The sequence below is a fragment of the Xylophilus ampelinus genome, assembly GCF_003217575.1.
In the GTDB taxonomy this organism is placed as follows: domain Bacteria; phylum Pseudomonadota; class Gammaproteobacteria; order Burkholderiales; family Burkholderiaceae_C; genus Xylophilus; species Xylophilus ampelinus.
This window is the reverse complement of the sequence record NZ_QJTC01000007.1, coordinates 130,748-145,022: the sequence shown is the minus strand read 5'-3', so window position 1 is coordinate 145,022 and position 14,275 is coordinate 130,748. Positions and strand designations below refer to the sequence as shown.

Here is a 14,275-nt window from a genome sequence, read left to right as displayed (position 1 = left end):
CCTGATCTGGTCATCTTTGTAGTTTCCTGGACTTGGAAACTCATGGATAACCATTCGTCAACTTAGTTCGGCTTATTTTTGAGACACCACACTAGGGAAGGTCTGCACAAATCGCTTTGAGCTGTGCTTCATCCGGCCAAGGCTGCCGGAGGCGGTGTCATCGATCAAAGACGCCTGCGCAAACCTGCATTCATGCGGGGTCTGGGCGCTTGGGCGCTCTCTCTTGCAGGCGCTACGTGTGGCAACTTGAAATAGCTGCGATGCCGCGAAATAACTGCGACAGGTCTGCATAATCCTCAGCACCTTCATCACAGGGTACTTGCGTGATCCTTGAAAGCCAGCAACTCAAACAAATTGGTATTCGTCACATGGCCGTCCAACGTGGTCTGGTGGTATGGCGCCATGCGACGCAACGCTAGGAACAACACAGTCCCCTTGGTTGTGGTTTAGTTCCGCCGTCTGTTTCGAGACGGATAGTTGGGCCCGTTCTTCCGGCACGATGTCGGCATCACGGATTTAGCTCTTCTTCAGTTAGGCACCTTCTGGAATGAAGGCGCTTGCAAAAGCCAAGTTCGACTTCAGGAAAAAGATTTCGATGTCGATTTCTCACGACACGGGTGGCAGCACGTGACGCAGGCTGGCTTTCGCTCGTCTGGTAGTGATACCTCCGGATGTTTTGTATGCGTCCGACCAAGTCATTTTGACGCCGACAGCATGGGCTCTCAGATTGCGAGCGACCAGCGGTATGGCAGCAGGTCCGTCATCGTCGAATCCGGCTGTGCCGGCAGTCATTCCAATACATCCTTGAGATACGCATAGGGCTTCAGCCTGTTGAGCCGCGCGGTGTGCAGCAGGCTAATGATGGCCGCACCCGCGGCACAATCTGGCACCTCGGCGACCACATCTGGATCGCGAATCGGCACGAGCCGCACCTCCGTCCGAAACTGCGTTGATTTATTCTTGACGGAGACCCCTTGCCTTGCGGGCCCTCCGACTGCCCGAAAGAGAGGCGGCAACAGCTACGCGGAAGTTGGCATCTGCGGCCACTCCTGCAATGGCATGTGCTCCATCCAGTGCAGTCTTGAGCTCGTCTTCGCGTAGCAGTCGAATCATGACTGGAGGCGGCCTGCCTTCTCTGTTTGTGCGATACGCAATTTGCGCTCGCATGGACCGAAGGGCTGGCTGGAAGTTTTTCCGGACCGCGGGCGAGAATTTCATCAAGGAAATTACGCAGTGGATCCTTGACCATTGGCATCGTCGATTTGGTGCCGCGCTGCGAAAGTGCCTGTAGACGTCGATGCAGATGCTGGCCTGGCTCGACTTTAACTTAACCCTTGTTTCCGCAGATCTCATGGCTTGAGCACGCGTCATCTCGCCGGCGTGTACCAGGGTGGCCAAGCGCAGGACTTCCGACCATTGAGCCCTTGCTATGGGTAACTTGGGCGAGGGAGATTGTCTGCTTTATGCGCGACTGCTGGGTGCGTACACGTTTGTCCTTGTAGGGCATAGTTGGCCGAGCCTTACGGAGGGCTCGATGAATCAGCTCCTGTCTTACGAAAACATCAACTATTTCCAAGTAGTCCAAGCTTTCGGTGGCCTCGCCGTGTGGGCCTTTCTCGCACAATGGGAACAACAATCAGGGGTAGAGCTTATGGAAACAGACATTCGGTTTGAGAGGGTGCAATGGCCGGTTGGCCACGGTGGATTTCATACAGGAAGACTCAAGGGCGGCCAAGCTAATTTGCACTACTTCTTCGATTGCGGAGCCACGGGCAAAAAAGGCATTGAGCTGCTCGGTCTTCTGGCCGAACTTCACCCGCTTCAACTGGGCCATCTCGAAGGTGAGCTTGTCGATGCGGCTGTCGCGCCAACTGATCTCTTGGCGGTCATGCTCTTTGAAAGCACCAAGTAAGCAATAAGTGATATGGTATCATCCATGAATTTTGACGCCGGCTAAGACAACTTAAGACTAATGAATGAAAAAATGAAAAAATACATCTTTGCAATGACGCTTTTCGCGATGTCGGCAGCAACTCACGCGGGAGGGGAGTTCATACCAGCACGAATATCTAACGCATCTGCGGCAATCACAAATCCAAATGATGCCGCCGATAATAATGCGGACACTCTTTGGAATGCAGGCGGAGGCCCCACTCAGTGGATTGATCTGGATCTTGGATTCGATCAAAGGGTTAGACAGGTAAGACTACAAGTCGGCCAAGCTCCAGAGGGACCAACTACACATAACATATATGGAAGAAATAGTTCCGATCAATGGTTCTATTTCGGCTCAATTTCTCAATACACATTTGACTATCAGTGGCTATCTTTAGATATTTCAGACAAGAACCGAGTTCGGTATATCGTTGTTCAAACAACAAGTAGTCCTTCTTGGGTCGCCTCGAGGGAAATAACTGCTTACAAGCCTTACCCTGAAATTCGAGGGTACATCGATGCTGCATCTTTGCAATCCATATCAGGCTGGGCTTGCGAATTTCGAGAAGAAGCGCCCAGAGCAATTCATATTTATCGAAACGAGCGCGTCTATCTAGGCAACGGAAATTATCGCGAGGATAATGTATTTTTGGGTGGAGGAAGTACGGGTTCTGCCCGTGAACAAGCAGTTCAAAATTCTTGCGAAACATCGTCTGCTAATTTCGGTTTTAACATACCACTGACAGTTCCGAATAATCTGTTAGATGGCAAAAGCTAGACCGTCAATGCCCACCTTATTTATGCCGATGGTTCAAACGCGATTGTGCCTGGATCCAAGATGGTAGTTTTTGGAAGCGGCGTCACCCCGACGAACCCTACAAATCCGACGAACCCCTCGGGCCCAGTATCGACGCCCTATTTCGTCGGTTTTAGCGTGAGACTGCCTAATGGTCAAGCGCCTACGTCTTTACCCGTTACGACAAATTGGCCTTGCCTTACTATTTGCACTCAAAACCAAGAGTCTGCTGATATTTCGTTCCCACCCGATGCCTTTCAAAATTAAAATGACTATCAAAAAAATATTCTTCGCTGCTGCTGCTGCTGTAGTTTTAGCATTTCCGATTCAGGCTTCTGCCGTCGGCGGATTTAGTCGCGCATGCAACATGGCCGAGATTCCAGATTCGCTGTTGCCCAGCGTTGTTAATTTGTTCGCCATGATTGGAATGCCGTCCTCACTAATAGATCCAATTAAAGACGGCTCGTCAACTGAAAAAGAAAAATACTGGGTATTGGAGTCTATGACCGCCGACATCTACGCAGGCATTCCAAGATATTACCTCTACTCAGAAAGCAGGGCTTACAAAGACCTACAGGCGCAGTTGTGGGGGGCAGTTCAACATTCGGCTATAAACTAGCCCGCAGTTATCAGAGTCCATGGACTTCCGTTGAACTCCATGGAGATATTCTTGATCAAGCAAAAATGGCGCACTTGGTAGCGATATTGCAGCTAAGGCGGCTTGGATTTTGGTCAAGGGCTGGAAATGATCAAATCATGGAGTATTTTAGCGACGCTTCTGCGGGTGCGTTTGTGGTTTATGGTTTATGGTTTATGGTTTATGGTTTATGGTTTATGGTTTATGGTTTATGGTCAACATTACTATTTCGATCCAGCAACAAAAAAGACTACTGTCCTTCCCATTAGTCGAGCGACTACCTGCAATCTTACCGAATGGGGATGGAGCTGGACATGATAAATTACAGAGTTATTAAGTCATTGAATATGATATGTGCTTTGGCCATCATTCTTCTAAGCACTCGTGTTTACGCGGCGTTTGATGAGCTTCAATGCCCGTCAGTCGCACCGGAAGTTCCTGCTGGCGAAACGCAGTTTAAAAAGCCGAGCATTCAATTAAAAGGAGTTATGCACAGCATTGGCAGTGAAGCTTATTTACGCATTCCGGATGAGTTCACCACCAGAATGAGGGAAAATCCAAATCAGTCCACCAGTCAAATGGGAAACGAAATACTCGCCAATAAGAACGTTTCGAGCTTGCTAGACGAATCGCCAAACAGAGTTACTTACATAATTCACTCTAAGCATCATGAGAATATAATGATCACTAAGTGGCGATTTATAAAAGATGGTGCGCGTATATGCAGCACCGATTCGGAAATAAATGCCCGCGTCGATGGTTGGCCTGCAACAATTGCTCTCGTAGAAAGTCCAGTTGCGGAAAGCTCTCGGGCTTGCGTATGGAAAGTCGATGTGATTTACAAAAAAAGAACTCAGTACGAATTTTGGATAAAAGATATTTGCACTGAGGGAAAGCCCGCTTCCTCTAAGAATGAAATAATCAAAGAAATTAAAAATTTACGCCAGCTAAGATTCTAATGCGGATTTTACTGCTTTTTTTGTACACCTTGTTGGCGGCTGGGTTGTAATGCTGCTAATTCCACTTCTTCTACTCTATGTGAACTTTCCCGTCGCCTATCTTATAGCCAAGACATTGCAGTTTTTCTGGTTTTTGGTGTGGGCGCCTTGGTCGGTAATGTTTACCTTTTTAAAATACCCAAATTTTCAGCTCTCTTCGTTAAGCATTGCAAACAGCTTAATTTTTGCATTGTGCGCCAATAGATTAGTCGAGTGGCACAACCGAAAAAAATCAGCCTCGATTATGCGCAATCCAGTCGATTTAAATCAAGTCAAAAAATAAATCAAGTTATCAATACCAGCTAGCCTTTATTAGGCTAGCCGAGAATGCGGTAACTAATGATTAATCGGCTCGATATAGATATTAGGCGTGCGGCAGGTCTTCGCTGCTGTGGAAGCCAAGAGGACTTTTGAAACATCTTCGAAGCCTCCGTTGAAATATCGTGATCATCCCGTTCGCTTTGGATGCCTCGAGAAGCATAATCGCTCCGTGATCCGCTCAAACATTTTTTGGTTTACGCCACCACCGCTGTGGCTTGACTAGAATTAATTAGCCTCTATGCATCTCCCATCGTCGGTTTGAGCTTGGCTCAGGCCTGGCTACCTTGCGCTAGCGCACCATTTCCCTTTCCGGCCGCATCCGCAAACGCATGGTGTGTACGGCCCTATGTCGCGAACCACGCGACGTAGTTTTAGGAAGGAATCGACCTTCATCTGTTGGATTGCGTCGTAGCGATTCAAATCGGAACCAGAAAGGGCAATCTGTCCGTGCTGGGTGCTTCTGTCGCCTTCATTCAGAATTTCAAACTCTGCATTGCTAGCCTTGATGAAGTCCAGAACCGCTGGGTCGCGTGAAACAGGTATGCGCAAGCTGTTCACTTGGCGTCCCTCATACCTTGCTTTGCCGTCAATCAAAAACAAAATTCGGCGCGCCTCATATCTCTTCGGTGTTACGTCTACAAGCGACCCGTCTGGTTGTTCCCAGACGGCGTGGAATTCGGCCTCATAGAACGCACCGGGCAACTCCCATACTGTCCATCCCAGCACCTGCTGTCCCCCATTGCGTTCGACCTGACTCGAGACGTTAGGAAAGCATTCGTCACAAACAGCACCTTCGGCTGGGTGCACAGTAATGTAGACCGGTTCAGTCTCAATTGCGAGGGCTCCTTGGATGGCTTTGATACAGTCGTTGGTCGGATCGGCTGGAGTGACTGGGTATTCGTACTTCATAAGGGTAATTTGGCGCTACGAGGCGCAGTACAAACTGTCAACAACTTCCATGTTTCGTGGTCGGCTACTTACGCGTAAGAAGACGATAGATTGTCGACGCTGCTTCATCGGGATGCCATAAAAATGCCCCTCACAATAGCCCAATCTGCAGTAACTACGAAGCACCCCTGAAGAAGATGCTGCAGGCGGCTTCCCAACCGCAGCAATCCGAGACGTATGGGACAAGTCAGACGTTTGGCCGACGTATGCGGCACCCTTCATTCGTAGGCCGCCAGAAATCGATTTGGGGGACGACGCCGTCCCGCCACTGCAGGTAGAGCTTGGCACGTTCGTGCGTTAGTCCCTACTGTCGGAAGATGATGCAATTGGTAGGCACACCAACAACGCCAGATCAGAAACTGTCACCGATAAACCTGCCTTTCGCGACGCATTGCGAAGAACGACCAGAAGCTGACTTTGCCGCTGCGGCGCTGAACGTCTGCTTCAGACTGAACGCGGAAGCTCACAAACGCCTGTTTTAGGGGAGTGCCGATCCGACTGATTCACTTGCAAGGACTGCTGCTGTGTTGAATGAAGGGGTCTTCAGACCCCTTCAATTTATCGGGGCGGCAGCCTACTTTGCCCCCCATTTCACCCTCACTCACCGCTGCCGAACCGGTACTTGCGCAGGGCTAGCCCCTGCTCGGCCCGCTGGCGTTCCTGTGCAATGAAGTTGACAAGCCCGTCCGAGAGCCATTCTGCGAAGCTGCGCACGCGCTCGTCCTCATCAGCCTTCCAGGGCTCGAGGGACTGCAGCTTGCGCTCGTAGGCTTCTGCCATACCGAACTCGCCCGAAACAACACCTGTTGTCTCAATCGCTGCTCCGACTTCGTTCCACAACCGCGACCGCTCCGGCACAGCGCGGACGATTGCTTTGCAAACCGGCAGGATTGCTGGCGAACCCTCGTAGGCGCGCAAGATCCCGATGGCGAACTCCATGTCGTCTTCTCGGCCAGTCGCTACATATTCGAGCAACAGCTTCTCCAACTCAGGCCCGTAATCCGGGAACGTGGCGCGGACCAAGCGTACGCCTCGGTAGACGAACATCGCTCGAACTTCATCGTCGAAGTCGCTGCGCAACACCTTGAGCAAGGCCTCTGGTGCCTTCTCGAAAAGCTTGTTCAGCTTGGTGAGCTGATACGGGATCGCCTCGAACTTGTCCGACCCGACTGCCTTGTCTTCAAGTTCCAGTAGCTTTCGCTGTTTCGCAAGCATCCGGTCATGCGCGAGCCGTGCAATGACGAACTCGACAACAGCTTGCAGATCATGCCTGCCGATCTCGTACAGAACGTCTTCAGCCTGATAGTCCAACTCCGGTAGTGCCGTCAGAGACTTTAGAACTTCGGCGCGCTCAGTCGGCGTCATGGCATTTACCAGGGTGCGAAAGTCCTTGCTGAACCAGATCACATTGGCCCAGCTTGTATCTTCGAGCGCCGCCATGATGCGCAGGGCGTGCAGGAACTCATCCTTTGCTGCATTCGCCCCCGCCACAAACAAGTTTGCGGCCACTCCCATAGACTGAACAATCGCCGCGCGGGCATTCAGCTCAGCGCCGCGATCAATCACTTGCCTCAGCACATTGAGCCGCCCAGCACCCACGGTGTAGAGAGACTTGGCGATGTTCGCCAGGTGCTTCCCTTCCTTGATCCAATTCAAGACCACAGTCTCGACCTTGACGTAGCTGGGGCTTTCCCACAAGCCGCGCATGAGGGCGATCAGGAAGGGGTCCATGACCTCCTCGTGCGCTATAAGGAGTTCTAGCGCCATGTCCGGTTGCTGTTGCCCCAGTCCCGACAAGAAGTCGTAGAAAATGGGGAACATGGCCATGTCGTTGGACCGTGTTTCCGAGAACCGCAAGATGCGATCACGCCACTCGATGTAGGTCTGTGCATTGATGCCGGCGAGGAAGTCGCGCATAACCGCGCGCCGTTTGTCGTCGCGGAAATCCCAGGCGTCATCGGATCGACTCAGGTCCTCCCACTTGCCAAAGACGCCCTCGAAGCCGATGAGCTGCTTGTAGATCTGGTACTCCGCGTGCGCATCAATGGCATCTCGGATCTCCAGCGCCTTGCGCTTCACCTCAGGCGATGCTGCGTGATAGTAGTCCCAGTAGGCCTGGTGCTCGATGGACTGCACAAGAGGCAACGGTTCCTTGTCTACAAGCTCACGAAGAAATTCGAGCACTGTGATCGCGTCACGCTCGAACATCGCGGAGGTCTGTGCACCGCCGCCGGCGTTCTCCCTGCGAGACGCGGTATCCAGTGTCTGCAAGACCCGTTTGCGATGGTCGACGGAACGATCCAGCGCGTACAAGCGAGTGCAGAGCTCGATGGCCGCGGCCCGCATTTCCGCGACCCCGCCTTCGTTCGCAATTTGGCCGCGGCGGAAGGTCATCGTGTCATACGTGGTCATGGATGTCCCCTCAATGGATGGGGACAGGACTTGTTCCAACATGCCCATGAGAAGCGGTGACGCGTGCCTAAGCGCGTCGTCGTCAAACTCGGAGAAATAATTCACTAGGCGTGTCTGGGGCTCCGCTCCACGGGGCGGGTCGCCATAGAAGACGTCAAGATCGAAGCTCGCCAACTTGTTCAGCGCTTGCTGAACCCGCTTGACCACCTCGCTGTCAGCATGGCCAGATAAGGCTAGTAGGAAGCCGACGAACCATTTGGTATGGACGTACGCAATCATCGCAGCGATGTCTATTGCATCCAGCAACAGGTGATTCGCAGAGCGGTAGCGCGTGCGAGAAGCTGGGATCGGCACGCCGTCGACGGTCAACTCGCGCGCGCCTATCGAAATCACGAAGTCATCCAACAGGTCTGTCGCGGCCATGTGGTACCGCGCGACGAGCACTCCCAGGGTCTTGAGCGACTGCGTGAGCTCGTCGTAGTCGCTGCTATGTCGCAGCGCCTGCTCGACGCGCGCGTATTCCTGGCTGAGACGCTCCTCGACAGCGGCCGACTTGACAGCCATCAACCTGGAAAACGCCGACAAGCGCAGATCAAAGTCACTCATACGATCTTTAGGAGCGCGTTGGTGACAATCTCCTTCCCGGCAGCAGCCTTGGCCAAAGCCCGGCTGGTCGGGATGAAGTGGGTCGCGGTTTCGGTCAGACGGCCGGCTAACACCAGCGTCCGTGCTTCGTGCTCGGCAATGTCGGCTCGGTAACCGGCGCGCGCGACCGCTGCTAGCAGGTCGTTCTTCGACGGTGTGTTCAGCGCTTCAATCATGCCAAGCACGAGCACGTCCATCTCGCTGAACTCGGGCCCCCGAAGCTGATCGAGGGGAACCGGTGGCTCCTCGTCAGCGGGCTTCTTGATCGGCTCCACCGCAGTTGCAGCCTCAACATCGTCCAAGAGTCGCTGAAAGCCGTCGTAGACCTGGAAACCCTCTGCTCTGAACGCGTCGGCGAGTTTCTTGTCGCGGACCAATGCGCAGTGGACGCCCGTTCGGCGTTTCAGTTCTCGGCCGCCTTCCAAGATCCATGAGTCAGGTATGTCCTTGCGGCGCTCTTCGCGCACTTGAGTCGCATCGAACGGTAGCTTCACATCGAAGTAGCGCGCCCACGCGGCGACTGCATGTTCCATAGAAATCTCGATGACCTCAATCTTGTGCTTGGCTACGAAAGCCCCGAACATTTCGGCAGAATTGCGCGTCACCGCTTTAAGGTCCCAAAGCTCCACGCCGGGCAGAGGGAGACCTTCGACCAGCATCCCAAGAGTGCCGCGCTGCAGTCTTGCGATTTCCTGGGTAATGAATATGACTGCATCCTCGTGCTTTTTTAGCTGGGCTGTGCGCTCTTCCTCCAGCGCGATGCGCGGGAAATAGATCTTGACCTTGCCTAGTTCAGCCAGCTTCAGCAGGCGCACGAAATCGGCGTGCTGAAAAGGCACCGCGCGCATCATGCTGGTGTCGATGACGACGTGGAAAACGTCCATGGAGAGGTGTGATGGTGGGCGCGGCGCGCCCCTTGATGGTCATGATAGAGCGGGCCATCCGATGCGGCCTGACGTATGACGGTTTAGGGCCTTTAGTGGCGTTTCGCAGTGCCGACATGACCGGCAGCTGTGCGCAAATTACCGCTTACCGTCGGCAAGCGGCCCCATCCCGACTGGCGCCAAGCGATCGCTGGATTTAACAAGGCTACAGCAAGGTATAGGTACTACACGCTCCATAGCAGAATGGCTGCCTCCGCAAGTTGTCCATCTGCGACAACAAGTCATCCGAAATTTGCGTCTCTGGGGGAAATGCCTGATGCACCAGGACCTTAAGCTCTTTGGCGGAAAGCTCGACTAGCTTGGCTAGTGCCGTGCTCGCGGCCTGCGAGGGATGAGCTTCCCGGAGCTCCGGTGCAAAGAGTGTTGTGTACAGCAGGTTGAATCGGTCGAGAATTGCCCATGACGCGGCAAGGACCTCCGAGCGGCCGTTCAGGAGAAATACGACCGGAAAACCCATCAGTTCGTGCGCGCGAAAACTCTGCTGATAGTTGTGATTGACGAGGCTTCCGCTATGGCAGGTGCCCAAAACCACAACCCGATGGGGCCATCGGAAGGCCGCACCTTGAAGATGTTTTAGCTGCATGGCGCTTTCTTTGACGCCCCCTGCCATGTCTGCGAAGAATGGATCCGTGAAAAGACCGACGGAAGCGCCGTGATGGGAGAGAAAAAGCGCGTCCGTTGACACCATCCGGTCCGCGAATTCATCCCACCCAGGTTCCTCCAGTACGGTCCCGATCGTCCCGACGCCCTTAAAGAACCCCTCGATGTCCGTGCGATCATATTGAAGGCCAGACCCGCTTTCAACGATTCCCAGGCAGGTATACAGCGCACCAGCTACACGTTTGGCGGGATAGAGTGCGATGCACGTGCGGACGTCGAACTCGCCGGCGGCCATGCGTGCACGGATCTTGGGATGTCCCACCATCACTAAGTTGATCGGCGTCAAATTCATACCATCCGGCAGGAAGATGACTCCCTTGCATGTGGCGGCCACAGCAAGCTCGTCTAGGATGGGAGCGAGCAGCTTCAGCAATTCCGTTTGGTACTTGTTCACGGCCTCAGCGAGCGCCCTGCTCTTGCCTTGGCCTGGCTCCTGGCCATGCTGCACCAAGGCCAAGTGAAAAGCTTTAGTGTGCGCCTCGGGCAAATCGCACAGGACATATCGGTCCCCGAGGACCAGTAGCATCTTGTGATCGGCAGTTAGTAGGTTTACGAGGATGGCATAGCCTTCACCCAGTCGCTCGAAAATGGTCAGAGAGCAGCGTTCGGAAGTCGCACCCTGGAAGGGACGTTCCACGCCATAACGAGCTGTCACCTTGTCGGCGTACTCTGAGATATCACGCCACGGGTCAGGCATTGAAATTGCCGACATGGGATCGTCGTACTTCTCCCGGTATCCGAAAAGGTGTGGCGATCCATGCTTGGCGAGGTGGTCAACCAAGCGATCGAGCTCGTCTTTTTCTTGCGAGGTGAGCTTTGGGGTCAGCGACTTAGCCCACTCCAGGAAATAAAGCCAATCCGAGACGCGGTTTGCCCGCGTTGCTGCGATAACTCGAACTACATCTTTGGCGCAACCGGCGACCGGAAGGCTCGCTAGCTGCTTCTCCATTCGGCGCACGTAGCGATCGCGTATTCCACGTCGGTAATGCAGCTTCTCGACCAAGGCGACTGCGGCATCCAGATCAATAGTGGCGCGCTGCAGACATGCGACGGCCTCGACGGGATTGCTCGCCTCGATGGCATTTCTCGATGCCATCAGTTCCAGTTCCAGCCGTTGCTCGGGATCGACCTCGTCAAGCGAAAACATCAACGTTCGTGCTTCAGACATCCGCTCCGCAGAATGACTGGGCTCGTCCAGTTCTCGAAGGCATGCCGATAGGTTCATAAGTACCATTGGCCGCATGGCATCGTCGGAATTCATGACCGAAAGGACTTCCTCATATGCGGTCCGGGCCGTGTAATGCACTCCGGTCTGAAAGAGCACCGTCGCACGGTTTAAGGTCAAGTGCGTGGGAACGGGCTCTCCCAGTTCAGAGTACTTCTGAACCAACGTCGGCCAAACCTGCTCGGCATAGCCGTAATCCCCCTCAAGGAGACAGATCGAGTGCAGCGCGCCAAGGGTCTTCGTGTAAGGCTCGAGTAGGCTGTGCTCTCGCGCCAGCTCTTGCGCTTCATTCAAAGACTGGTACGCCGGCTGGAATGCACCGAAGTCGGCGAAAAGGTGTGCCGCTGTGATGAGGTTCTGAATCGCCTTTTCGAAATCTCCCAAGTGCAGGTACAGCCGCACGACCTCATAGAGCACGTTTGGTACATAGTCGGCTTTGGCGTTGCCCGGTAGCAATCGGCTGACATTCTCCGCCGCCGAAAGCGCCGCTAGGTTGACGCCTTCCGCGATAGTTAAATCTACGAGCTGTTTAAAGTATCGCCTAACGCGTTCGGTATCTCCGGACATGCAACTTGCACATACGGCTGTGTTCAAAGCATAGGCTAATTCCCACGGACGGCCTCCATTTGAAAGCAATTCAACAGCGATATATGCACAGGCCCTCGCATCCTCGGCGCCAGCCGTCGCCTTTAAGAGCGCATCGTCAAGTTCGTCGATTTCGAAATCCGAGTCGGGGTCGGCCAGAAGTGCTCTAAATTGGTGCTCGAACGTCTCAGGATTGAAGTCGATCATTGGAAGCTAGCAGTGATGTAGTCGCAAGCAGAGTTAGCCACATGTGAAAACCACGCGCCGATTCTTCCTTTTCGACGGATGGAGAGGGCGTCCAGCGAAGGCAGCAGCACATCTGAGTCGTCGTCAGCAACGATGCCGCAGGGTCTCAGATCGTCAATTGCTATCGACGCTTGTTCCGCCCTGGCCAGCGTAGTTGCCCCGTAAGCTCCGCTAAGCCGCCATTGTCTTCGACACGCACACCGAAGCGGTTCATCTCGACCTCAAGTAAATCTTCGCTGTCGAACCACAGCAGCGACGTTGTGGTGTCAGTGCGTGCGTAGTGCCTTGAGAGCTCCCGAAGGTCGAGCCCCTTTTCCCAGTTATCAAACCAGATGTCTTGTGCAACCTCATCCGTGTCAGCGGCACTGCTGCATGCAGAACGGAGGCGGTGGGCCACGGAGCCGACAGGGATCACAGACCTGGGAGATATCCAAGCCCCAGCCTGTCGCAAGCTGGTGGAGCGCGCCGCGTAGCGCACTGCACCACGTTCCATGGTGACGAAGGCGCACGGGATGTCGCTGAGGGACGCGAACCGTGATGCTGCGGCGGGGAATGATGTGTTGAACACGTCTGCCATGCGCTGGATCAGTTCCAGCGATGGTTCTTCCTTGGGCAAAAGCGACAGCCATTGCTGATAGGGCATCAGCAATTCTGCGGCGAAGGTGTCGCAGGCGATTTCGTTCGGATGCCGCTTCGCATAGGACCAGGACGGCACCTCGTCGTGGCTCGACTCCAGGGCGAGCACGATATGCGCGATCTCATGGCAGATGGTGAAGCGTTGGCGTTCTTCTGTCTCCAGCGAGTTCACCGTGATGACGTGCTTGCCATTTGGTTTGGTGATCGTGTAGCCGGACTCGCCTTCGCCAAGTTCATCTCTCTTGACCTTGGCGTTGGCTGCGACCACATAGGGTGTCAGATCTTCCCGAATGCTGGACACATCAACCTTCGCAACAAAGGTGCGCGCTTTCTGCCTGACATCCGATTCATCCATGCTCAATCGTCCTCGTCCTCGTCCTCGTCCTCGTCCTCGTCCTCGTCCTCGTCCTCGTCCTCGAACGCCCTTTTTATCCTGGCAATAAGCGTCGCGGGATCGGGCCTGGCATTTCCACGATGCCTCACTCCTGCCGCAGCCGAAAAGATGTCGATAGTGATGGAAGGCTCGTTCAGCACGAATTCGACAAGACGGGAATCGGCCTCCGCATGGTCAACAAGCCACATCACCAGCGCAGCATCTCTTTCGATCGGTTTGAGAACTCTCAGCAGTTTCTCGATCAAATCTGGCGACGGGTTTGCCTTCTCGCCTGACTCCAGTCGGTGCACATAAGCATGATCTACCGAAGAGAGTTGACCGATTTCGCGCAATGAGAGAGTTCTGCGCTCGCGTAGCGTCTTGAGGGCGACGCCCAAGCCTGTTTGTGACATTCGTAGTGTTCCTTGAGACTGCGGGATAGGCCGCTTTGCGCCCCTCTTGCAGCAGCCGCGTTCTGCGGCGAAAGGCCCATTTGCAGCCTGGCAATAATCCTGATACATTGTTGTCCATCCAGACAACAGGCATTGATTCCAAGAATTCAACCTGCTGATTTGGCTTGGCTCACCCGTTGTCTGTATGAGCAACATATTTTGCTGCAGAGGGTAGCCATTGGCAACCCGGCTGACTGGCCTGGGTCTCGATGATTCAACTTTAGGAAATTCGTCATGACAGGCAAAAATCAGCATGTAGTTCCTCATCAGGACGGTTGGGCCGTCAAGGGTGCCGGCAATGGGCGTGCAACCTCCTTGCACGACACGCAGCAGCAGGCCATTGACGCGGGGCGGGACATCGCGCGCAACCAGCAATCCGAATTGGTCATCCACCGTCCGAACGGTCGCATCCGTGACAAGGACAGCCACGGCAACGACTCCTTCCCGCCGAAGGGCTGAGCG

General features: G+C 54.1%; 11 protein-coding genes and 1 pseudogene. 5 read left to right on the top strand and 7 right to left on the bottom strand.

Annotation, left to right across the window (positions count from 1 at the left end; translation table 11 throughout):
- Positions 1 to 791: 791 nt before the first annotated feature.
- Positions 792 to 869: pseudogene (locus tag DFQ15_RS17745) on the bottom strand (transposase domain-containing protein); the annotation flags it as partial.
- Positions 870 to 1,534: 665 nt separating this feature from the next.
- Here DFQ15_RS17745 and DFQ15_RS17020 point away from each other — a divergent pair.
- From DFQ15_RS17020 to DFQ15_RS17010, 4 genes are all read left to right on the top strand, one after another.
- Positions 1,535 to 1,912 carry a hypothetical protein gene (locus DFQ15_RS17020; RefSeq protein ID WP_146228669.1) on the top strand — a complete coding sequence of 126 codons (378 nt, stop codon included), beginning with the start codon at positions 1,535 to 1,537 and terminating at the stop codon, positions 1,910 to 1,912.
- Positions 1,913 to 1,972: 60 nt separating this feature from the next.
- Entirely contained in the window at positions 1,973 to 2,713 is a 741-nt protein-coding gene (locus tag DFQ15_RS06875; protein ID WP_110465262.1) for a discoidin domain-containing protein, read from the top strand.
- A gap of 268 nt (positions 2,714 to 2,981) precedes the next feature.
- Positions 2,982 to 3,350, top strand: coding sequence for a hypothetical protein (locus tag DFQ15_RS17015; RefSeq protein ID WP_146228668.1), 369 nt, complete (start codon positions 2,982 to 2,984; stop codon positions 3,348 to 3,350).
- A gap of 377 nt (positions 3,351 to 3,727) precedes the next feature.
- Positions 3,728 to 4,327 (top strand): hypothetical protein, encoded by a 600-nt coding sequence (locus DFQ15_RS17010; RefSeq protein WP_158529019.1) that lies wholly within the window; start codon positions 3,728 to 3,730, stop codon positions 4,325 to 4,327.
- A 639-nt stretch (positions 4,328 to 4,966) separates the two neighbouring features.
- Here DFQ15_RS17010 and DFQ15_RS17005 read toward each other — a convergent pair.
- From DFQ15_RS17005 to DFQ15_RS06850, 6 genes are all read right to left on the bottom strand, one after another.
- Positions 4,967 to 5,596 (bottom strand): hypothetical protein, encoded by a 630-nt coding sequence (locus tag DFQ15_RS17005; RefSeq protein ID WP_146228666.1) that lies wholly within the window; start codon positions 5,594 to 5,596, stop codon positions 4,967 to 4,969.
- A 636-nt stretch (positions 5,597 to 6,232) separates the two neighbouring features.
- Positions 6,233 to 8,653 carry a hypothetical protein gene (locus DFQ15_RS06870; protein WP_110465261.1) on the bottom strand — a complete coding sequence of 807 codons (2,421 nt, stop codon included), beginning with the start codon at positions 8,651 to 8,653 and terminating at the stop codon, positions 6,233 to 6,235.
- A complete protein-coding gene (locus DFQ15_RS06865) occupies positions 8,650 to 9,576 on the bottom strand; it encodes a hypothetical protein (RefSeq protein WP_233504322.1) in 927 nt (308 codons plus the stop codon). The genes DFQ15_RS06870 and DFQ15_RS06865 overlap by 4 nt, the downstream gene beginning before the upstream one ends.
- Before the next feature lie 205 nt (positions 9,577 to 9,781).
- On the bottom strand, positions 9,782 to 12,313 hold the full coding sequence (locus DFQ15_RS06860) for a tetratricopeptide repeat protein (RefSeq protein ID WP_110465260.1): 2,532 nt from the start codon (positions 12,311 to 12,313) through the stop codon (positions 9,782 to 9,784).
- Between the two features lie 160 nt (positions 12,314 to 12,473).
- Positions 12,474 to 13,343 (bottom strand): ImmA/IrrE family metallo-endopeptidase, encoded by an 870-nt coding sequence (locus tag DFQ15_RS06855; protein ID WP_110465259.1) that lies wholly within the window; start codon positions 13,341 to 13,343, stop codon positions 12,474 to 12,476.
- Between the two features lie 2 nt (positions 13,344 to 13,345).
- Positions 13,346 to 13,774 (bottom strand): helix-turn-helix domain-containing protein, encoded by a 429-nt coding sequence (locus tag DFQ15_RS06850; RefSeq protein WP_110465258.1) that lies wholly within the window; start codon positions 13,772 to 13,774, stop codon positions 13,346 to 13,348.
- A gap of 273 nt (positions 13,775 to 14,047) precedes the next feature.
- On the opposite strand from DFQ15_RS06850, the gene DFQ15_RS06845 reads away from it, so the two are divergent.
- A complete protein-coding gene (locus DFQ15_RS06845) occupies positions 14,048 to 14,272 on the top strand; it encodes a DUF2188 domain-containing protein (RefSeq protein ID WP_110465257.1) in 225 nt (74 codons plus the stop codon).
- The last annotated feature ends 3 nt before the right edge of the window (positions 14,273 to 14,275 follow it).